At 49.1% G+C, this 22,169-nt stretch carries 17 protein-coding genes and 1 pseudogene; 8 read left to right on the top strand and 10 right to left on the bottom strand.

Going from position 1 to position 22,169, the window contains the following annotated elements; all coding sequences use genetic code 11:
* Positions 1 to 43 precede the first annotated feature (43 nt).
* Complete coding sequence (gene uspB / locus ICA20_RS01370; protein WP_003023371.1) at positions 44 to 379, bottom strand: universal stress protein UspB; 336 nt, start codon at positions 377 to 379, stop codon at positions 44 to 46.
* Between the two features lie 392 nt (positions 380 to 771).
* Between uspB and uspA the strand changes: the two genes are divergently transcribed.
* Both uspA and dtpB read left to right on the top strand, forming a co-directional pair.
* Positions 772 to 1,209, top strand: a complete 438-nt coding sequence (gene uspA / locus ICA20_RS01365; RefSeq protein ID WP_003023368.1) for a universal stress protein UspA — start codon at positions 772 to 774, stop codon at positions 1,207 to 1,209.
* 281 nt (positions 1,210 to 1,490) lie between these two features.
* Complete coding sequence (dtpB, locus tag ICA20_RS01360) at positions 1,491 to 2,963, top strand: dipeptide/tripeptide permease DtpB (protein WP_038635084.1); 1,473 nt, start codon at positions 1,491 to 1,493, stop codon at positions 2,961 to 2,963.
* Positions 2,964 to 3,054: 91 nt separating this feature from the next.
* Here the strand turns inward: dtpB and rsmJ are convergent, their stop codons facing one another.
* On the bottom strand, positions 3,055 to 3,813 hold the full coding sequence (rsmJ, locus tag ICA20_RS01355; protein WP_038635086.1) for a 16S rRNA (guanine(1516)-N(2))-methyltransferase RsmJ: 759 nt from the start codon (positions 3,811 to 3,813) through the stop codon (positions 3,055 to 3,057).
* A gap of 8 nt (positions 3,814 to 3,821) precedes the next feature.
* Entirely contained in the window at positions 3,822 to 5,864 is a 2,043-nt protein-coding gene (prlC, locus tag ICA20_RS01350) for an oligopeptidase A (RefSeq protein ID WP_051594491.1), read from the bottom strand.
* Positions 5,865 to 6,072: 208 nt separating this feature from the next.
* Between prlC and ICA20_RS01345 the strand changes: the two genes are divergently transcribed.
* The 4 genes from ICA20_RS01345 to ICA20_RS01330 all read left to right on the top strand — a co-directional run bounded on the left by ICA20_RS01345 (position 6,073) and on the right by ICA20_RS01330 (position 10,742).
* The gene (locus ICA20_RS01345) at positions 6,073 to 6,915 is read left to right on the top strand and encodes a 23S rRNA (adenine(2030)-N(6))-methyltransferase RlmJ (RefSeq protein WP_038635089.1); all 843 of its coding nucleotides are present in this window, start codon (positions 6,073 to 6,075) and stop codon (positions 6,913 to 6,915) included.
* A 104-nt stretch (positions 6,916 to 7,019) separates the two neighbouring features.
* Complete coding sequence (gorA, locus tag ICA20_RS01340; RefSeq protein WP_038635091.1) at positions 7,020 to 8,375, top strand: glutathione-disulfide reductase; 1,356 nt, start codon at positions 7,020 to 7,022, stop codon at positions 8,373 to 8,375.
* A 443-nt stretch (positions 8,376 to 8,818) separates the two neighbouring features.
* On the top strand, positions 8,819 to 10,000 hold the full coding sequence (locus ICA20_RS01335; RefSeq protein WP_038635093.1) for a DUF262 domain-containing protein: 1,182 nt from the start codon (positions 8,819 to 8,821) through the stop codon (positions 9,998 to 10,000).
* Positions 9,990 to 10,742 (top strand): hypothetical protein, encoded by a 753-nt coding sequence (locus ICA20_RS01330; RefSeq protein WP_218948764.1) that lies wholly within the window; start codon positions 9,990 to 9,992, stop codon positions 10,740 to 10,742. The genes ICA20_RS01335 and ICA20_RS01330 overlap by 11 nt, the downstream gene beginning before the upstream one ends.
* A gap of 221 nt (positions 10,743 to 10,963) precedes the next feature.
* Here ICA20_RS01330 and ICA20_RS01325 read toward each other — a convergent pair whose 3' ends face one another.
* A complete protein-coding gene (locus ICA20_RS01325; protein WP_038635097.1) occupies positions 10,964 to 12,127 on the bottom strand; it encodes a mandelate racemase/muconate lactonizing enzyme family protein in 1,164 nt (387 codons plus the stop codon).
* Between the two features lie 183 nt (positions 12,128 to 12,310).
* Here ICA20_RS01325 and ICA20_RS01320 point away from each other — a divergent pair, with 183 nt between their 5' ends.
* Positions 12,311 to 13,237 carry a LysR family transcriptional regulator gene (locus ICA20_RS01320; protein ID WP_038635099.1) on the top strand — a complete coding sequence of 309 codons (927 nt, stop codon included), beginning with the start codon at positions 12,311 to 12,313 and terminating at the stop codon, positions 13,235 to 13,237.
* A 66-nt stretch (positions 13,238 to 13,303) separates the two neighbouring features.
* Here ICA20_RS01320 and fraE read toward each other — a convergent pair whose 3' ends face one another.
* From fraE to ICA20_RS01290, 6 genes and pseudogenes are all read right to left on the bottom strand, one after another.
* Positions 13,304 to 14,347, bottom strand: a complete 1,044-nt coding sequence (fraE, locus tag ICA20_RS01315) for a fructose-asparagine asparaginase (RefSeq protein ID WP_038635101.1) — start codon at positions 14,345 to 14,347, stop codon at positions 13,304 to 13,306.
* 52 nt (positions 14,348 to 14,399) lie between these two features.
* On the bottom strand, positions 14,400 to 15,719 hold the full coding sequence (locus ICA20_RS01310; RefSeq protein ID WP_038635104.1) for an anaerobic C4-dicarboxylate transporter: 1,320 nt from the start codon (positions 15,717 to 15,719) through the stop codon (positions 14,400 to 14,402).
* 62 nt (positions 15,720 to 15,781) lie between these two features.
* On the bottom strand, positions 15,782 to 16,621 hold the full coding sequence (locus ICA20_RS01305; RefSeq protein WP_038635106.1) for a fructoselysine 6-kinase: 840 nt from the start codon (positions 16,619 to 16,621) through the stop codon (positions 15,782 to 15,784).
* A gap of 63 nt (positions 16,622 to 16,684) precedes the next feature.
* Positions 16,685 to 17,662 carry a 6-phosphofructose-aspartate deglycase gene (gene fraB, locus ICA20_RS01300; protein WP_087857266.1) on the bottom strand — a complete coding sequence of 326 codons (978 nt, stop codon included), beginning with the start codon at positions 17,660 to 17,662 and terminating at the stop codon, positions 16,685 to 16,687.
* 176 nt (positions 17,663 to 17,838) lie between these two features.
* Positions 17,839 to 18,558 (bottom strand): GntR family transcriptional regulator, encoded by a 720-nt coding sequence (locus tag ICA20_RS01295; protein ID WP_087857176.1) that lies wholly within the window; start codon positions 18,556 to 18,558, stop codon positions 17,839 to 17,841.
* 123 nt (positions 18,559 to 18,681) lie between these two features.
* Positions 18,682 to 20,078 (bottom strand): annotated as a pseudogene (locus ICA20_RS01290) (cytochrome-c peroxidase).
* Between the two features lie 427 nt (positions 20,079 to 20,505).
* Here ICA20_RS01290 and ICA20_RS01285 point away from each other — a divergent pair.
* On the top strand, positions 20,506 to 22,155 hold the full coding sequence (locus ICA20_RS01285; protein ID WP_032940627.1) for an alpha,alpha-trehalase: 1,650 nt from the start codon (positions 20,506 to 20,508) through the stop codon (positions 22,153 to 22,155).
* Positions 22,156 to 22,169 lie beyond the last annotated feature (14 nt).

Genomic DNA, 22,169 nt, shown 5'->3' with positions numbered 1-22,169 from the left:
GGTCAGGAAACTGACCCGCTTTTTTTGTATCTGTCGTTGGTAATCAGTGCCAGATAATCAGCGCAACCATGCTGATTAGCACCAGTCCGCATAACGCGCTGGTAAGAATGAACTGACCGCGAACCCGCTCACAGCGGCGAATAAATTCATCATCATGGTGATCGCGGTAACGCTGAGCGTAGATATACCACACTAGACGCATCTGCTTGTTGGGTTGCCCATGCGAGGTAAAAAATCCCCCACCATCGACATACTGGTAAAGTAATGGATCGCAACCACGAAGTACCACTAACAGTGCGCGTAACGAAGAAAAATAGCGCGCCATATTAACAATGCAAACGACACACAAAGCCCAGAACAACGCAATGGTGCTTATCATATCTCCTCCCCGGCGACCCGCCCACGGAACTCCTTTCCGGGACTACCGCTCCCCGATACCCTACCAATCATTCAGTGAAGAGTGCTACCGAAACCGCTCGTGTTAGTATCACGCATCCGAGCGCCTCTCTAAATAGTGTAGGAGATCAGTTAATTTTTTTGCCAGAAGGTTAATCGCTATCAATGCAATTAACTAAAAAATTTGTTTAACTGCTTGGCAAGCAAGGCGGATTGACGGATTATCCTGGTCGCTATAATGTAAGGATAGTCCTTATATGGTACGTTTTTACGACTGGGCTAGCCCCGCGCATAAGGTTCGCAGGACGCGAATGACGCGGCGGCAAATAAACGCCAGCAGGCTAGTCATCGACAACTTATGGAAGGAGTAACACTATGGCTTATAAACACATTCTTATCGCGGTTGATCTTTCTCCGGAAAGCAAAGTTCTGGTTGAAAAAGCGGTCTCTATGGCGCGGCCTTACAATGCTAAAGTCTCCCTTATCCACGTTGACGTAAACTATTCCGACCTGTACACCGGGCTAATCGACGTGAATCTGGGCGACATGCAGAAACGTATTTCTGAAGAAACCCACCACGCGTTAACCGAGCTGTCCACCAATGCAGGCTACCCTATCACCGAAACCCTGAGCGGTAGCGGCGACCTGGGCCAGGTTCTGGTTGATGCCATCAAAAAATACGACATGGATCTGGTCGTTTGTGGTCACCACCAGGATTTCTGGAGCAAACTGATGTCCTCCGCACGTCAACTGATCAACACCGTCCACGTCGACATGCTGATTGTTCCGTTGCGTGACGACGAAGAAGCATAAAATGCTTGCCGCCGGGAGATAACCCGTCCCGCAGCAAACAGTAAAGCCTGTAAACGCCCGCCCGCGCGGGCGTTTTTGTTTTTATCATCCGGACACAATTAGTACATCAACCCAACAAATAAATCATAATTAGTGTGATCAACTAATTGGATCGAAAACTATCTGTATAATACTCTACCCGCACGGCTAATCGCCGCAGTCTATAACAAAATAAGACTTTTTCGGCGCGTTTAAGTATACGCGTTCATACTTTTCGGGATGGCTTTGAAAGGCGATGGAATATGAATAAAACTGCACCTACGGGCTTGCTGCAGCAACCTCGTCCGTTCTTCATGATCTTCTTTGTGGAATTATGGGAACGATTTGGCTATTACGGCGTTCAGGGCATCCTGGCGGTATTTTTTGTTAAGCAACTCGGTTTTTCTCAGGAACAGGCATTCGTCACCTTTGGTGCTTTTGCCGCACTGGTCTACGGCCTGATCTCGATCGGCGGCTACGTCGGCGACCACCTGTTAGGGACCAAGCGCACGCTGGTACTCGGTGCGATTGTGCTGGCGATCGGCTACTTCATGACCGGGATGTCGCTGCTCAAGCCCGATCTGATCTTTATTGCTTTGGGTACCATTGCCGTGGGTAACGGGTTATTTAAAGCCAACCCGGCAAGCCTGCTGTCAAAATGCTATCCACCGAAAGACGCCCGACTGGATGGCGCTTTCACCCTGTTTTATATGTCGATTAACATCGGTTCGCTGCTGTCGCTGTCGCTGGCGCCGGTGATTGCCGATAAGTTTGGCTACGCGGTGACCTACAACCTGTGCGGGGCCGGGCTTATCGTCGCACTGCTGGTCTACTTTGCCTGCCGTGGAATGGTGAAGAATATCGGTTCTGAGCCAGATCATAAGCCGCTGAATTTCCGTAATCTATTCTGCGTGCTGGCCGGTACGGTAGTGACGATATTTATCTGCGCCTGGCTGATGCATAACGTGAAGATTGCCAACCTGGTGCTGATTGTCCTGTCGATTGCCGTGACGATCATCTTCTTCCGCCAGGCCTTCAAACTGGATAAAACCGGGCGTAACAAAATGTTCGTAGCTTTTATCCTGATGCTGGAAGCGGTAGTGTTCTATGTGCTGTACGCACAGATGCCAACGTCACTTAACTTCTTTGCTATCAATAACGTACACCATGAAATTCTTGGTTTCGCCATCAACCCGGTAAGCTTCCAGGCGCTGAACCCGTTCTGGGTGGTAGTGGCAAGCCCGGTACTGGCCGCAATTTATACCCGTCTGGGAAACAAAGGTAAGGACCTGACCATGCCGATGAAGTTTACGCTCGGTATGTTCCTGTGCTCGCTGGGTTTCCTGACCGCCGCCGCTGCCGGGATGTGGTTTGCCGATGCGCAGGGACTGACGTCGCCGTGGTTTATCGTGCTGGTGTATCTGTTCCAGAGTCTGGGTGAACTGCTGATTAGCGCCCTGGGACTGGCGATGGTCGCCGCGCTGGTACCGCAGCACCTGATGGGCTTCATTCTTGGGATGTGGTTCCTGACCCAGGCCGCCGCTTTCCTGATGGGAGGTTATGTCGCGACGTTCACCGCAGTACCGGAAAACATCACCGACCCACTGCAAACGCTGCCTATCTATACCAATGTCTTCAGTAAGATAGGCCTGGTGACGCTGGCGGTAACGGTAGTGATGGCGATTATGGTGCCATGGCTGAACCGAATGATTAATACGCCAAGTACCGAACAGTAATACTCAGTGCCGGATGCGGCTACCGCCTTATCCGGCCTACAAATAATTGAGAATCGTAGGCCCGATAAGCTTAGCGCTATCGGGCAATCCGTTACTCCGTCAGAGGGGTTCCGGCATAAATATCAAACCGATGCCCTTTGGTCACCACTGCGTTAGGCGTGGCCACGTCAGCCAGCGGCGGCGCGTAGTCCGGGCGTTTCACCACCACACGTTTAGTCGCTAGCTGACGCGCCGGTTCCAGCAAGCCGTCAGCGTCGAGATCCGGCCCCACCAGCGACTGAAACACACGCATCTCTTTCTTAACCAGCGCGCTTTTTTGCTTGTGCGGGAACATCGGATCGAGGTACACCACCTGCGGGCGTGGCGTAATATCGGTTAACGCTGTCAGACTCGAGGCATGGATCAGCTGTAAACGTTCCTGAAGCCAGCCGCCAATTTCCGCATCGGCATAGCCACGCGCCAGGCCGTCATCGAGTAACGCAGCGACCACCGGATTGCGTTCCAGCATCCGCACACGGCAGCCGACGGAGGCCAGCACAAACGCATCTCGCCCCAGCCCGGCAGTGGCATCGACCACGTCCGGCAAATAATCGCCTTTAATGCCGACGGCTTTCGCCACCGCTTCGCCGCGACCGCCACCAAACTTGCGCCGGTGCGCCATTGCCCCGCCGACAAAATCGACGAAGATGCCGCCGAGTTTCGGTTCGTCTCGCTTACGCAATTCCAGATGTTCCGGCGTCATCACCAGCGCCATCAGGTTGTCTTCATCATGCTCCAGCCCCCAGCGGGCGGCCAGAACAGATAAGGCGCCGTCTCCGGCGCCCGTTTCATCCAGTAAACAAATTTTCACGCGAACAATCAGCCCTTGATGCCGTAATGCGCCAGCATGGCGTCGAGCTGAGGTTCGCGGCCGCGGAAGCGTTTGAACAGTGTCATCGGCTCTTCCGAACCACCGCGAGTCAGGATGCTATCGAGGAACGACCGACCGGTTTCACGGTTAAAGATGCCCTCTTCTTCAAAGCGGGAAAATGCGTCCGCCGCCAGCACGTCGGCCCACAGGTAGCTGTAGTAACCCGCTGCGTAGCCGCCAGCAAAAATGTGGCTGAAGGCGTGCGGGAAGCGGCCCCAGGTTGGGCCCGGCACCACGGCGACCTGTTTCTTAATTTCGGCCAGCGTCTCAAGGACTTTCGCCCCCTGCTCTGGGTTAAACTCCGCGTGCAGGCGGAAGTCGAACAGGCCGAACTCCAGCTGACGCAGAATAAACAGCGCCGCCTGATAGTTTTTCGCCGCCAGCATTTTATCCAGCAGTTCCTTCGGCAGCGGTTCGCCGGTTTCATAATGGCCGGAGATAAACGCCAGCGCTTCCGGCTCCCAGCACCAGTTTTCCATAAACTGACTTGGCAGTTCGACCGCATCCCACGGCACGCCGTTAATACCGGAAACACCGGCAGTTTCGATGCGGGTCAGCATGTGATGCAGGCCATGACCAAATTCGTGGAACAGGGTGATCACTTCGTCATGGGTAAACAGCGCCGGTTTGCCGTTCACCGGGCGGTTGAAGTTACAGGTCAGATAGGCAACCGGTTTTTGCAGCGTGCCGTCTGATTTACGCATCTGGCCGACGCAGTCGTCCATCCACGCCCCGCCGCGTTTGTGTTCGCGGGCGTACAGGTCGAGGTAGAAGCTGCCGCGCAGTTCGTTGCTTTCGTCATACAGTTCGAAGAAGCGCACTTCCGGATTCCACACGTCAACATCGGTACGCTCTTTCGCGGTGATACCGTAAATACGTTTTACCACTTCAAACAGACCGTTAACGGCTTTGTTTTCCGGGAAGTACGGACGCAGTTGTTCATCGCTGATGCTGTACAGATGCTGTTTTTGTTTCTCGCTGTAGTACGCGATATCCCACGGCTGCAGCTCTTCAACGCCACATTCGGCTTTGGCGAAGGCGCGCAGCTGGGCCAGCTCTTTTTCCCCCTGCGGACGGGCGCGTTTCGCCAGATCGGTCAGGAAGTCGAGCACCTGCTGCGGGTTTTCCGCCATTTTGGTGGCCAGAGATTTAAAGGCGTAGCTTTCGAAGCCCAACAGTTGCGCCAGCTCGTGACGCAGCGCGAGGATCTCTTCCATCACCGGGGTGTTGTCCCACTTGCCCGCGTTCGGCCCCTGATCGGAGGCGCGGGTGGAGTAGGCGCGGTACAGCTCTTCACGCAGCGCCTGGTTGTCGCAGTAGGTCATGACCGGCAGGTAGCTTGGGATATCCAGGGTCAGCAGGTAGCCTTCCTGCTCTTTGGCTTCCGCCTGCGCTTTCGCCGCCGCCAGGGCGCTTTCCGGCATGCCGGAGAGTTCAGCTTCGTCGGTCACCAGCTTGCTCCAGCCCATGGTGGCGTCGAGCACGTTGTTGCTGTACTGGTTACCCAGCTCGGACAAACGGGTGGCGATTTCGCCGTAGCGCTGCTGTTTCTCTTTCGGCAGGCCGATACCGGACAGTTCAAAATCACGCAGCGCGTTATCGACCGCTTTTTTCTGTGCAGTGTTCAGGGTGGCGTAATGGTCGCCATCACGCAGGTCGCGGTACGCTTTGTACAGACCTTCATGTTGCCCAACCCAGGTGCTGTACTCGGAGAGCAGCGGCAGCGTTTGCTCGTAGGCTTCACGCAGTTCCGGGCTGTTTTTCACCGAGTTCAAGTGGCTGACCGGAGAGAAAATACGCCCCAGCACATCGTCCACTTCCGCAAGCCTCTGGCAGAGATTTTCCCAGGTGTACGGCGCGCCCTGCGCAACGACTCGCTCAACGTTTTCGCGACAATCGTTCAGCGCCTTAGTAACGGCAGGCACAACATGTTCGGGCTGAATTTTAGAAAATGGCGGCAGTTCGAAGGGAGTCAGCAATGGATTGGTCATTAGCGCGGTCCTGTTGAAAAGAGTGAATGAAGCGCGTATCCGGCGCTGTGCATATTAATTTGTACAATGGGGTTAAGTGTAGAGGATTTCAATGCTAACCGTGACGGAAAGACGCCCGGTGGCGCTGCGCTTACCGGGCCTACGGGTAATCTGTGCCGATCTGCTGTAAACTGTGGCAAATCGTCATTTCAGCGGAATTTCATTACCCATGCTCAGTTATCGCCACAGTTATCACGCAGGCAACCACGCCGACGTCCTTAAACACACCGTTCAGAGCCTGATCATTGAATCACTCAAAGAGAAAGAAAAACCGTTTCTCTATCTGGACACCCACGCTGGCGCTGGCCGTTATCAGTTGAGCAGTGAGCATGCCGAACGTACCGGTGAATACCTGGAAGGTATCGCCCGTATCTGGCAGCAGGACGATTTGCCTGCCGAACTTGAACCCTATATTTCCGTGGTGCAGCATTTCAACCGTAGCGGCCAGTTGCGCTACTACCCGGGCTCTCCGTTAATTGCTCGTCAGTTGCTGCGCGAACAGGACAGCCTGCAATTAACCGAGCTGCACCCAAGCGACTTTCCTTTGCTGCGCGGCGAATTTCAGAAAGATGAACGCGCACGTGTGGCCAAGGCTGACGGTTATCAACAGCTAAAAGCAAAATTACCGCCGGTTTCCCGCCGCGGGCTGATCCTTATCGATCCGCCATACGAAATCAAAACCGACTACCAGGCGGTAGTGACCGGCATTAATGAAGGCTACAAACGCTTCGCAACGGGCACCTATGCGCTGTGGTATCCGGTGGTCCTGCGCCAGCAAATCAAGCGCATGATCCACGATCTGGAAGACACCGGTATCCGCAAAATTCTGCAAATTGAGCTGGCGGTGCGCCCGGACAGCGATCAGCGCGGCATGACGGCGTCCGGCATGATTGTGATTAACCCGCCGTGGAAGCTGGAGCAGCAGATGAACAACGTCCTGCCGTGGCTACATAGCAAGCTAGTTCCCGCAGGAACCGGCCACACTTCCGTAAGCTGGATCGTGCCGGAGTAATCGCAGCCATCGGTGGAACCTTTTAATTTCAGGTATACAATCGCGAATATTTTGGCGGATGGCGTAACGCTTCTCCGCCCTACAATGAACATGAAGGAGCGGTCATGACCAAGCACTATGATTACATCGCTATTGGCGGCGGCAGCGGCGGTATTGCCTCCATTAACCGTGCGGCAATGTACGGCCAGAAATGCGCACTGATTGAAGCCAAAGAGCTAGGCGGCACCTGCGTTAATGTTGGCTGCGTACCGAAGAAAGTGATGTGGCATGCCGCACAAATCCGTGAAGCGATTCATATGTACGGCCCGGATTACGGTTTCGATACCACCATTAATAAGTTCGACTGGGATAAACTGATCGCCAGCCGTACCGCCTATATCGATCGCATTCATACCTCGTACGACAACGTGCTGGGTAAAAATAACGTTGATGTGATTAAAGGCTTTGCCCGCTTCGTTGATGCCAAAACCATTGAAGTGAACGGTGAAACCATTACTGCCGATCATATTTTGATCGCTACCGGCGGGCGCCCGAGCCATCCGAACATTCCAGGCGTGGAATACGGTATCGACTCCGATGGCTTCTTTGAGCTGCCAGCGCTGCCAAAACGTGTAGCCGTTGTTGGCGCAGGTTATATCGCCGTTGAACTGGCGGGCGTGATTAACGGCCTGGGCGCAGAAACTCACCTGTTCGTGCGTAAACACGCGCCGCTGCGCAGCTTCGATCCGATGATCGTCGAGACGCTGGTCGAGGTGATGAACACCGAAGGTCCGACTCTGCATACTCACGCAATTCCGCAAGCGGTCATTAAAAACGCCGACGGCAGTCTGACCCTGCAACTGGAAGATGGCCGTAGCGAAACGGTGGATTGCCTGATTTGGGCGATCGGTCGTGAACCAGCCACGGATAACTTTAACCTGGCCGTTACTGGCGTGAAAACCAACGAAAAAGGCTACATCGTCGTTGATAAATACCAGAACACCAGCGTGCCGGGGATTTATGCCGTTGGCGATAACACCGGTGCTGTTGAGCTGACGCCGGTTGCCGTTGCCGCGGGCCGTCGCCTGTCCGAGCGTCTGTTTAATAACAAACCGAACGAGCATCTGGACTACAACAACATCCCGACCGTGGTCTTCAGCCACCCGCCAATTGGCACCGTGGGCTTAACCGAGCAGCAGGCTCGCGAACAGCACGGCGATGACCAGGTGAAAGTGTATAAATCCTCGTTTACCGCGATGTACACTGCCGTGACTTCACACCGCCAGCCATGCCGCATGAAGCTGGTTTGCGTGGGTCCGGAAGAGAAGATTGTTGGTATTCATGGCATCGGTTTTGGCATGGACGAAATGCTGCAAGGCTTCGCGGTGGCGCTGAAAATGGGCGCGACGAAGAAAGACTTCGATAACACCGTTGCGATTCACCCAACGGCGGCAGAAGAATTCGTCACCATGAGGGGTTAATGTCGAAAACCCACCTACACGCGTTCGTACTGTAGAAAAGCTGAGAGGCCAGAGCATCGTTCCCTGGCCTTTATTTATCGACTCATCGATATACTGCCTCTTCTAACGCGTTTATGCCCCAAATCTCACTAGCACAAGCTCATCGATAACGAGATTCAGTAGTGCTGGTAGCCAAGAAGATATCTTTCTCTTTGGCAAATTTAAGCTCTGATTTCGTCATATTGCTTAAACCAGCTTTGGTTGGCATCTTCGTGTGCCTGAACACCTTATCTTCCCTTGTCACCAGTCATAATGGCGATGATCACAAGAAACAAAACATTCACTAAATCATACTGTTAGATAATATCAAAGCGAGTTTCCAGCACTCCAAAGAAGTGATCAATTTTAGTTGACCATTACAGGGAAAGATTAGAAAATCATTGAAAAACTTGGAGTTAGTGAAAATGGAAAATAGAGTATATTACGGAGAATACTCACTACGTCACTGGATTGACTTAGTGTTAAAGAAAAATATTGTTTTACCTGACTATCAACGTTATTTCGTTTGGAATGAGAAGAAGGTCGAAACGCTCATTGAAACATTTAAAAACAAGCAGTTTGTTCCTCCTGTAACTATTGGCGCCTTCAAATTTGGAGACAGTAATGAAAACTTACTATTAGATGGCCAACAGAGGGTAACAAGTATTTTACTTGCATATTTAGGTCTCTATCCTGATGCCGCAAATTATAAATTAAAAGTTGATTCTTTTGCCAACGATAACGATGATGACAATAACGATGAACTTTATGACAACATTTTAGAGTGGAACTTCAAAAGTTTAGTTGAAAAGGGAACAAGCAAAGTAGAGATTTTAAGTAACATTCAGCCAGGAAACTATAAACACACTAATCTGAACATAACTGATGAGTTCTTAGATAGTAATTTCCTTGGGTTTTCATACTTAGTTCCTCAAACATCGGATGAAAAAACACAACAAAAATATTACTCATCAGTATTTAGAAACATAAATATTCAAGGTGAACCGTTATTACCACAAGAAAGTAGAGCTTCTTTATACTTTCTAGACCAAGAATTGGTTGGGTTATTTGATCCTGATTTTTCTAAAAAAATTATAATTAAGCTTGTTAGTAGTGAATCAAAAGCCGACTTCATTCGATATCTAGCACTATTATCACAATATTATATTGATGGAGATAGTTGGAAGATAGCTCGTGGCTACAAGCAGAAAATGGAGAAGCTATACGAAGAATATATTTTCTTTGCAATAAGTGGGAAGAATTCCGATATATTTGGAAGTTTCTTGAGTGTTTTTCCAGATAAAAAATATAAAGTTCACTTAGATAATCTAGAAAAAACGTTGACTGAGATGGATTTACTGAAAAAATACACATCCATTATTGAACTGGATACTTACCTTTTTGGTATTATCTATCACATTCTTTTCGAAAAGAAACAGATTGATACATCACAAAAGGAGAATATACTTGAAAAGTTGGAAAATAAAATAGCCGAATATAAGATGGACAATTCTCATTTAAAAAGCCCTAACAACTTAGGTCATCTTAGAAAGAGAATATCAGATTCTATTGCTATCTATGGGGTGCATACAATCAATGAATCATAATAAATTTATATTATCCCCTATAAAAGATATCCTCGTAGATGTAACCTCTGCATGTATTGGTATAGGTTCAGGTGTAGAAACCTATCCGCTATGTGATTATGTAATGCAGTCAGCTTTACTTAAGATGACAGGTGCTCAAGAACAAAAAATGAAATGCATCTGCTGGGAACTTGCCACAAATGATTATGAATATAGATATCAAAGATTCAATTTGAATCCTTTTGGCGAATGCTCAAATTATCAAGAAAAGAAAGAAATTTACAAAGATCTAGTTAAACAAATAGAAAAGCACAGTGAATTAAGATTCGAAAGCGGCTTGATAGATAATAGTCTAATATTACAAAACACCAATCATGCAATAATAAGTTCTTTTGAAAACACAAACTTATTAATTTGGGCTAAAAAATCTTACCTTGAATACAAATCTCTTTGGTCCAATATTAGTGAAAAATATTTCGCTAACAAAGAAAATCTTTTTGTAAATAAAAAAAATATTGAAAAGAATATTGAAAAAGATCTTGTCGATATGTACGAATATTTATATAAACACCGAAATAGAGTCGCTCATAACACTCTTTCATATCAACAAAACCTTCCAACTTTAAAGACTTTGTTAAACGAAAATTATCAATATGAAAATTACTTCATTTACTTTTCTATGCTGATACTGATTGATAACATCTTTATTTCATTATATGAGCACTATCTTAAAGCTATGAATCAGCCAGACCAGAATATGTAATTGAAATCATATAAAAGAACGCTGCTCGCTAAACGTAAGCCTCGTCATTGCTGAAGCGAGCGGTGTGATTAAATTGGTTCTTAAATAGCCCCATGTTAATTAAAAATGGACAGACTATCGCAGTACTATGCGCTAATTGCACAGGTGTAGACGCTATTCACTACACGCTCAAGTAACGCCCCTCCGGCAACCGGAGGGGTGTTATGTCACCTCCGCCCGCGCTATTCGGCCAACGCACGCATCTCTTTAATCAGATCAGATTTCCCTTCAAAACCGATGCCCGGCAGTTCTGGCATGACGATATGCCCCTCTTCCACCTTAACTGAATCCGGGAAACCGCCGTACGGCTGAAACAAATCCGGATAACTTTCATTCCCACCGAGGCCAAGACCCGCCGCAATGTTCAGCGACATCTGGTGACCGCCATGCGGTATGCAGCGTGATGGGGACCAGCCAAACTGCGCCAGCACGTCTAGGGTACGCAGATATTCGACCAGACCGTAGGAAAGCGCACAGTCAAATTGCAGGTAGTCGCGATCCGGGCGCATGCCGCCGTAGCGCAGCAGGTTGCGCGCATCCTGATGAGAAAAGAGGTTTTCACCGGTCGCCATCGGGCCTGGGTAAAATTCTGATAGCGCGGCCTGGAGAGAATAATCCAGCGGGTCGCCAGCTTCTTCGTACCAGAACAATGGATAATCCCGTAGCATTTTGGCGTAGGCAATACCGGTTTCCAGATCAAAGCGGCCATTGGCATCGACGGCAAGACGCGCTTCGTCGCCAATTTCAGTCAATACCGCTTCGATACGGCGACGGTCCTCTTCCAACGATGCGCCGCCGATTTTCATTTTAACTACGTTGTAGCCGCGGTTCAGGTAGCCTCGCATTTCCTGACGCAGCGCGCTCAGGTCTTTACCCGGATAATAGTAACCCCCCGCCGCGTAGACAAAGACGCGTGGATTCGCCTCAACGCCCTTCATCTCAGCCAGCAGACGGAACAACGGCTTGTTGGCAATTTTGGCAACGGCATCCCAGATAGCCATATCCAGCGTACCCACAGCCACCGAGCGCTCACCATGGCCCCCCGGCTTTTCATTACTCATCATGACGTCCCAGATTTTATGCGGATCCAGGTTATCGCCTGCGGCATTCAGCAGACTTTCCGGATCAGCATCCAGAATTCGGTTACGGAAGCGTTCGCGGATCAATCCCCCCTGGCCGTAACGACCATTAGAGTTAAATCCGTATCCCACCACGCGACGACCCTCTATCTCAACGTCAGTCACAACGGCCACCAGACTGGTCGTCATCTTGCTGAAATCGATATAGGCGTTACGAATAGGGGAAGCGATGGGTTTGGTAATTTCTACAACATCGAGGATACGCATGTTTTCTCCGGCGGGTTCTTAGTCAGTTATGCTCGCACTTACACGCCTGTAAAAATTGATAACTCATGCCGGTTTATTATTGGCATAATGCATCCAGGCAGCATTTAAGGACGCCATCGTCCTGTATTTCTCCATCTTAAGCAGTGCTCATTTACTGATCTAATGCCAAAGAGGCTGGCTGTAATGCAAAATCGGCATCACCTGGAACTCACCTGGTTTGAAGACTGCGTTGCGCTGGCGCAGTCACTCAATTTCTCCCGCGCAGCCGCTTCCCGATATGTGACGCAGCCCGCATTCAGTCGGCGCATTGTCTCGCTGGAAGAGTGGCTGGGAACGCCGATTTTTGAGCGTAATCGCCGTGGCGTTAGCCTGACTCGTGCCGGGGAAGTTTTCGTCGCTCAAGTGCCCGAACTGATCCGGGCGCTATATACCCTGAGAAATGAAACCATTGAAGCGGCGGGAAATACACGACCGGATGTTATTTTCTCCGCAACGCACTCCCTGTCGTTCTCATTTTTTCCGGCGCTGATGCGTAATAACGAAAAAATCGCCCGTTTCGGCTCATTTCGCCTGCTGTCAGACACGCTCAGCGCCTGTGAAAGGATGATTGAAAATGGGGATGCGCAGTTTCTGCTGTGTTATTACCACCCTCACATGCACATCAATCTTGATCAGACGAAATATCTCAGCGTTCGCCTTGGACAAGAAACGTTATTACCCTACTCCAAATGTGATCCCGGCTCTCATCAGCCGCTCTGGCAGGCTACGGGGGGCAAAAAATTTCCGTTCCTCTCCTTCTCTGCAGAATCCGGTCTGGGGAGGATCCTCTCGAACACGTCACCGGTGAATCATGCCCGACGCGGTATGGACATCGCCTTCACCGCCGATCTGGCCGCCACGCTGCTGGCGATGGTCAAAGCCGGGGACGGCATTGCCTGGCTGCCGGAAAGTCTGGCGGCTCCGGATGTTCAGGCCGGGACGATTGCCGCGGCGGCCCCACAGAAGAGCGGATTATGGATACCCATTGATATCCGACTGTTTCGGCCTGCGGGCAGAATGTCCAGAGCGGTAGAAGAATTGTGGGAAATATTCGTGGGCGAGCAGAGGTAACAAAATATCCGGATGGGAGGAAACGCGCCCATTTTGCATACAAACGAGCGCGTTAAACAACCGATCTTAGTAGGTATTAAAATAATGCTGAATGAGCTCAGGATTTTTCGTTTTTGTCAGGGCTGTCATCAGCAAAACCCGGGCTTTCGCAGGATTTAATGAATCAGACACCAATCCCGGCTGCCCTTTATCCTGTGGAACAATGCCGTTACCCGTTCGGGATGCACGCACCACAATGATTCCCGCTTTCTCTGCTTTTTTAATTCCAGCTTCACTTCTGACAGAAACCGACCCGGCACCGGTTCCGGCATAGACAATCCCATCTACATGATGCGCAATTGCAGCATCATACATATATTCAGGATCGTCCTGGTAACCATAAATAATCGCTACCTGCGGCAGCTTTTTAAGATTTCTTACATCAAAAACGGAACGCAGGGTATGCGTCTTTTCAATGCGAGTTTCAAACTCTGGTTTGCCATTGACGATAACCCCTAAATACCCCTGCTCAGGGGCTTTGAAGGTATCCAGCGTGGTCGCGTTTGTCTTGGTCACAAACCTTGCAGAACCTATGCGATCATTTAAAACCACCATAACCCCCCGACCCCTTGCATTCGGATCGGCGGCCACCGTGACCGCTTCCAGCAGATTCATTGCACCGTCTGCGCTAATGGCCGTCGCGGGTCTCATCGCCGCAGTGAACACCACGGGTTTATCGCTATTAACCGTCAGATTGAGAAAGTAGGCCGTTTCATCAAGCGTGTCGGTTCCGTGGGTAATAACGATACCGTCAACGTCATCACGCGCGAGCAGCGCATTCACCTGCTGAGATAGCTTTAAAATAATGTCACTGGTCATGTTTTCGCTGCCGATATTAGATATTTGCTGACCATCAACACTGGCAATCTTATTAATTTCAGGCACCGCTTTAATTAATGTCTGAACACCTATCTCACCAGATTTATATCCCGATGTTTGGGTGTTACTTTCAGCGGTACCAGCGATGGTTCCTCCCGTCGCCAGAATTATTATGTGAGGTTGCGTTATCGCACTAAAAACGTTTGAACTGATAAATAACATCGCCGCCGCGATGAATATTTTAATATTCATTTTCATCCTCTGAATTTAATTAATTAGGGATACAGGATATGCTTCAAAAAAATCAAGCCAGGATTATTTTCCCGATAATAAGGCCAACGACGACTGCAACAATAACATTCACTAAACCAGGCCGCATAAAACTATGGTTAAATACATATTTGCCTATGCGCGTAGTTCCCGTGTCATCAAAAGCGAGCGCAGCCAGACATTGACCCGCCACCGGAATGAAGAAATATCCATTCACCGCAGGCCATGCACCAATGAGCGCATATGCAGGTAAGCCTAATGCCAGCCCCAATGGTAGAAGAATGAGCGTTGTTGCCGCCTGGCTACTGACCATCGCAGAGACAAAAAACATCATGATGGCAATTAACCAAGTATGTTGCTGTAATAGCGTCTGAACCTCTGCCTTAATCAGATCAATATGCCCATTGACAAAGGTTTCGCTCATCCAGGCAAGGCCAAAGGCGCAGACAATCGCCAGTGCCCCCGCGCGAAACACAGTCCCGCTGATAATTTGGTCCACCGGAGGTCGGCATATCAAGACTATCAGACAGGCAAAAGAGAGCATTGTTATCTGGATCGCTGCCGACATCGATAACGGTTGCAGCCCTTTTGCCGTTTCCACTACCGGTCGTAATTGAGGAATAATCCCTAAGAGCACAATCACCACGGCACTCATCAAAAACAGTACGACAGAGAGCTTAGCGCGAAAGGTAACTTCAGTTTTATCGTGTTGTTTCTGAGCAGGCTTTATTAAACCCTCCGCAAGCCTGCGTTGATACTCTGGATCATCTTTTAGCTCTTTGCCTTTATTAAAGGTCGCTAAGGCCCCCATCGCGACACCCACTAACGTAGCGGGAACACAGATCATCATAATTGTAGAAATGGATATCCCTAATGGGGCCATTAAACCAATCATTGCCGCCATCGCCGCCGATATTGGACTGGCTGTGATAGCCTGCTGCGATGCAATAACAGAAATGGATAATGGCCGCTCAGGACGGATCCCCGAATCACGAGCGACTTCAGAAATAACCGGTAATAAACTATAAACAACATGCCCCGTTCCGGACATAAAAGTGAAGATATAGCAAATAAAAGGCGCCAGCAGCGTAATATAACGAGGATGACGGCGCAGAATTTTCTCTGCCAGTTTAACCAGTAAATCCAGACCACCGGCGGCTTGTAATGACGAGGCAGCTAAAACAACCGAAAGAATAATAAGAATAACGTCAATCGGTGGCGTTGATGGGGTCAGGCCAAAAACAAATACCATGACGCCAACACCGAGTCCACCGACCATGCCTAAAAACACACCGCCAATCCTGGCGCCAACCATTAAGGCTAAAAGAATAAAACACAATTCCGTCCAAAACATACTTCCTCCTGGCTTATCTGGAGTGAATGTTGGGTTACATGAGTGGAACAGCGTTAACAGGGTTAATACGGTTTACCAAAACCGAATGCACCGTAATCAGACAAAACATTCGCTGCAGATTTACCACCAGCCTGCATGGCGCACAGCACCCTTTCTCGATCGGGCTCAGCTGTACCTGATTGGATAATGGAGAGCATAAATCCGGTTAAAAAAGCATCACCTGCCCCCAGGGTATCTACTGGCTCAATATATTTCGGCGTCCAGTCAAGAAAACCACCAGCGGAAAAATAATAAACACGTTCATGCCCGCAGGTTGCAATAATATGTCGACAACCGTATTGGTAAAGCTTATTTATTTTTTCTTTGGTTTCATCTGGTGAGATGCCACTACAGGAAATGAAGCCATAATCTACCCATGGGCATACTCTTGCGAAATAATCATCGGTGCCACGTCCAGAAAAATCGAATGATATCATGATATTTTTCTGTTTTATTTTTTCCAGCTCACTTTCCAGATAACCATTAATACTGGTGTGAACTAAGTCAAAACTGGCTATGTATCGCAGATCATCCACCGTCAGCATGAAGGGATGTTCGCGTAAAACACCATTTTTATTACTGGTGACAAACTCACGATCGCCATTATTGAGGCGAATACAGGCGTAACCGTTCTCCCCCTCATAATGCCGACTATGGGTAATATCTATCTGTAACTTATGCAATACATCTTGTATATGTTTTGCCGCGTCATCATTCCCAAACGCCCCCATGAAGGCGCTTGAAGCACCGGCTTGCTTTGCGTAGACAGAAAAATTTAAGGCATTGCCACCTGGATACATCATTCCAGAATGAAGGTATTTATCGACGACATTGTCACCTATACCTATTACGCGAATACTCATAATAATACCCTGCTCTATAAAATCTTAAAAAGCGTCCCTGCTTTTACCTTAATCCTTTAGTAATCAGTATGCTACTTTCCACATATAGCGACGTGTAGTGAGCGGATGCTGGCGAGCTTCAGCAAGCGCTCGGTTGTAGACAGGGTAAACATTATTGAAAAGAGAATGGTTAAAGTAATCAATAACCGTAGTTTTGATAGTCGACAACCCTAACTCTTTCGCGTCTATCACTTCAATTCGCTGACCATATTTTTTCAGAAAATCTAATGCACGCTCATCGACCGGGCGGGTACTACCTTCAGAAAGCTGTACGAAAAATGGTGTATTAGCATCCGTAATTTCGAACGGTCCGTGGAAGAATTCACCGCTGTGAATACAGGCTGAATGAATCCACTGCATTTCCATAAATATGCAGATACTTTGTAAATATGACGCGCCATAGCCCGCCCCACTGGCAACAGTATAAATAACTTTATCGTCTTTATATTCTTGAGCAAATGCTTGTGCCCGTTCAGCCACATGCTCGCAAGCACGATATACAATACGGTTAATTTTACTGACGCCATCCAGGAAATCGTCATAGTGAACATAGCCTTCTGTTTGCTGAAGAAGCTCTACCGCGGTAAGCAAACATTGTATCGTCTTCTCTTCAGCGACATCTTTTCCCTCGCCGAAGGTATAGGTCTCAACATAATCACAATGCGCAACCAAAGGTGAATCCATAACCCAGGTAAGCCCAATAACGGTCGCGCCATGCAGGCGTGCAATTTCTGCCGCCTTCGTGGTTTCAGGGGTATTGCCTTTATGCGAAGCAACAACAACGACGGCATTTTCACCCAGCGCAACAGGCGGGTTACTGATAAATTCCCCACTGTTGTAAAGGCCCACGCTCAGCGTTTTTGACTCTTTTTCTAAGAATGCTTTTGCCGGGTAGAACGCGGCATAAGACCCACCACAGGCAACATAGTAAACATGTTTAGTCCCCCCTTTTTCCGCCTGGCTGGCCACAATATCGTTCACAATTTCTTTAATGCTCATTATGGTTCCCTCTGGTTCAATCAATCATACAGGCGGATATCGCCTACAAAATGACTCTTAATGTATTGGTGTTTTTATAATACATTTAAAGACATTTGATCAACGTAAGAACCATAAAAAATCGGGATCCGCGACACGGATCCCGATTTTAGCCAGTATCAAAGATGTAAGAGGAGGACCTATACGGTGAATCGAATCTTGTCGCCAACGATCAACTGACGGGACACACAAGATAATTCTCCTTTGTTATCAATCATTTCACTCTTAATTAAAATCAGAGGATAATTTTCACTCACCCCAAGATAGTGAGCAACCTCAAAGCTTGCATACACTAGCTCAATCATTTTGCGCGAATGGGTAAACCACAGCCCATATTTTTCACGTAAGCAAGCGTATAACGAATGATTATTGAGGTCCTCTTGCAGCAGAAAGGCAAAACGAGGAGGTAACTGGATGGTTTCCAGCGAAACGGGAATATCGTCAGCATAACGAATACGTTCAATGACTACCGCTTTCTCTTTTTCAGCCATTCCCAGCGAGGCGCTGGTCTCGTTATCCACCGATTCAAAAACCGATTTGATAGTCCGGGAGCCAGGCCGCCGCCCCTGGGACTGACACAACTCGCTAAAGCTCATAATCCCGGTCATGCTGCGCTGAAATTTTTCATTGCTGACAAACGTTCCCTTGCCAGAAACACGCGTCAGAAGATTTTCACGCGTTAGAGCATCCAGAGCTTTACGCACCGTTACACGACTAACCTGCCACTGGCTACTGAGTTCATTTTCTGTGGGGATCTGCTGACCGGGCTTGTATTCACCGCGCAAAATCGCCTCTTTCAAGGATGCCTCAAGCTGTTTATAGAGAGGTTTTGCGCTATTGCTGTCAGGTTGCTCCATCATTTGTATCCGTTTGTATTATTAGAATACCATGACATGTATTATAACTATTTACCTGACATTTGCTGGCATAAAAAAGAAAATCGGCCACAAAATCAATCTGGTGGCCGATTTATCATATTGAAATTACTGATGGTTCTGCATATACGGCGTATAAATCCCGTTCAAACTTTCGAGGAACGCCACGATATCGTCGATATCTTCCTGCGGCAGTTCCTTACCCACCTGATAACGCAGCATCAGTTTGACCGCACCATCGAGCGTAGGCACATCACCGCGATGGAAATAAGGCGCAGTCAGCGCAACGTTACGTAATCCAGGGACTTTCTGACGTAGCTTGTCACGTAGTTCATTGGTAACGTTCATCCGGCCAATATCTGCGGCAGTGACTTCGCCGAAATTAAAGTCCTTTTTCAAACCTAATGGTTCAAATGAGCGTCCGCCTAAAATAATACCGCCATGACAGGTCGCGCACTTATTTTCCTTAAACAACTGATAGCCATGTTTTTGCTGAGCCGTTAACGCCTCCTCATCACCACGTAACCACTTATCAAACGGTGAATTTGGCGTGATCAGCGTTTTCTCAAATTCAGCAATCGCATCGGTAATATTATCTCCGCTGAATCCCTGTGGATAAACCGCAATAAATTCTTGCTTCAAGAGCGGATCTTTATCCAGCTTCTGGATAATTTCATCCCAGGATTTAGATGCCATTTCAATCGGGTTCAACGGCGGACCACCGGCCTGCGCCTGTAATGTCGGCGCACGGCCATCCCAGAACTGTTCCACGTTAAAGACTGAGTTAAATACCGTTGGCGCGTTGATCGGCCCGACCGCTCCGCCTACGCCAATTGACGTTTTACGGCCATCCACACCACCCGCATTCAGGGCATGACAGTGCGCGCAAGAGATCGTGCTGTCGCCGGAAATACGCGGATCGTGATAAAGCGTAAAGCCAAGCGCCACCTTCCGGGCATCAGTCGGAATGCTTTCTGGTATTGGCTGTACGGGTTCATTACGATGCTGCGCGGCGGTATCTTTACTGGCGTAATACTGCTCACGCTGTTTGGCGACCCAGCCCAAAATGTCTTCGCGCTCCGCATCGCTCACCTTACCGGCCCAGTGCAGCGCGGTATAACGCGTCGGCGGCATGGTTTCGTACTGCATCACCCATTCAATTTTATTCAGGTCGCTTTGCGAACGGGTTTATCCGCGACCAGCGCCGCACGAACGGCCTCAAGATTGAAGGATTTATATCCCAGTTGAATGTCGTAATTCATCAACTGCTTAGCGACAGGAAAAGGAGAATAGAAAGGTAATTCAGCCGAAGGGGTGTGACAATAATCACATCCTTTTTCGCGCAAGAATCCTAAAACTTTATTATTTGCTTCCAGCGAAGAGGCCTGAACATCAGCCTGTTTGCTCCGTTGATTATCGTGATACCACACATAACCGGATAATCCAAAATAACAAATCACGATGCCAGCTATGGCAATCGCGGTAAGACGGGTAATGATTTTCATTATTTTACCCTCACCGTTGTGAGTTATTGTGACCCAGAAAAATTAGAATAATTAATGCACAGTCTTTGTCAGACTTGACCATCATAGGAAATGAGGGGATTACTATTTTGATAAGTATCAAGCAATTACATGGAGGAGAACTATCAATAGAATAGCCTGCGCCTATTATAGCGTTAAGCCATTAGCAGGTTTCGTTCACACCTCGTTGCAATCGAATGTTCTGAAAATGGAATATCTTCAGGTCGCGCACGATTCTGAATTATTCATTATTATCATTGGGATAGTTTAATTTTTTAAATAATGCTCAACACTAAAACGTGATCAACCGCACGCTTTACTCAGCCAATACCGAAGCGAATGTCTACGCTTAACTGACGACCGGGCAACAGCCTTACTATTTCACCGTCCATCGGAGGTCTTTCTCATTATGCTCAACCAGAAACTACCCCACGCCCCTTCTGAAGAACTGACGATCGACATCGATCTGCTTTATGAAATGGATCCGTGCGAGTTAAAGCTGGATGAAATGATTGAGGCAGAGCCTGAGCCGGAGATGATTGAAGGGCTGCCCGCCTCAGATGCGTTAACCCCGGCCGATCGTTACCTTGAGCTGTTCGAACATGTCCAGTCGTCGAAACTGTTTGCCGATAGCAAAACCTTCCCCGACTGTGCGCCCAAAATGGATCCGCTGGATATTTTGATCCGTTATCGCAAGGTCAAACGCCATCGGGACTTTGACCTGAAGCGCTTTGTTGAGAACCATTTCTGGCTCCCGGAAACGCCCTCCAGCGAATACGTTTCTGACCCGGCAAATTCGCTGAAAGAGCATATCGATCAATTGTGGCCAGTGCTGACGCGCGAACCGCAGGACCACATTCCCTGGTCCTCGCTGCTGCCGTTACCGCAGTCATATATTGTGCCTGGCGGACGTTTTAGCGAAACCTACTACTGGGATTCCTATTTCACCATGCTGGGTCTGGCGGAGAGCGGTCGCGAAGATCTGCTGAAATGTATGGCGGATAACTTTGCCTGGATGATCGAAAATTATGGTCACATCCCAAACGGTAATCGAACGTACTACCTGAGCCGCTCGCAGCCGCCGGTCTTTGCGCTGATGGTGGAACTGTTTGAAGAGGATGGCGTACGTGGCGCGCGCCGTTATCTTGATCATCTAAAAATGGAGTACGCGTTCTGGATGGATGGCGCCGATTCGCTGGTGCTCAACCAGGCCTACCGCCACGTAATCAGAATGTCGGACGGATCCTTGCTCAACCGCTATTGGGACGATCGTGATACGCCGCGCGATGAATCGTGGCTTGAAGACGTCGAGACCGCCAAGCATTCAGGTCGACCGCCCAATGAGGTGTATCGCGATTTGCGTGCAGGCGCGGCATCGGGATGGGATTACTCCTCACGCTGGCTACGCGATGCAGGCCGCCTTGCCAGCATACGCACGACACAATTCATCCCAATTGACCTGAACGCGTTCCTCTACAAGCTGGAGAGCGCCATCGCCAATATTTCGGCGCTGAAAGGTGACAAAGAAGCTGAAGCGCTGTTTCGCCAGAAAGCCAATGACCGCCGCGATGCGGTGAATCGCTACTTATGGGATGATGAAAACGGCTGCTATCGCGATTATGACTGGCGACGTGAACAAATGGCCCTCTTCTCTGCCGCCAGTATCGTACCGCTGTATGTCGGCATGGCAACGCATGAACAAGCCGACCGGCTGGCCAATGCGGTACGCAGCCGCCTGCTAACGCCAGGGGGTATTTTAGCCACAGAACATGAAACCGGTGAGCAGTGGGATAAACCCAACGGCTGGGCGCCGCTGCAATGGATGGCTATTCAAGGTTTCAAATTGTATGGCGACGACCATCTCGGGGATGAAATTGCCCGTAACTGGTTGAAAACGGTGAATCTCTTTTACCAGGAACACCACAAGCTTATCGAAAAATACCATATTGCCGACGGCATGCCGCGCGAAGGCGGCGGCGGGGAATACCCGCTGCAGGACGGCTTTGGCTGGACAAACGGCGTGGTGCGCCGACTCATCGGGCTGTATGGCGAACCTTAGCCGCTGGCGGCCTG

Source organism: Citrobacter sp. C5_2 (assembly GCF_014596845.2).
In the GTDB taxonomy this organism is placed as follows: domain Bacteria; phylum Pseudomonadota; class Gammaproteobacteria; order Enterobacterales; family Enterobacteriaceae; genus Citrobacter; species Citrobacter werkmanii.
This window is presented reverse-complemented; position numbering and strand designations above follow the sequence as displayed.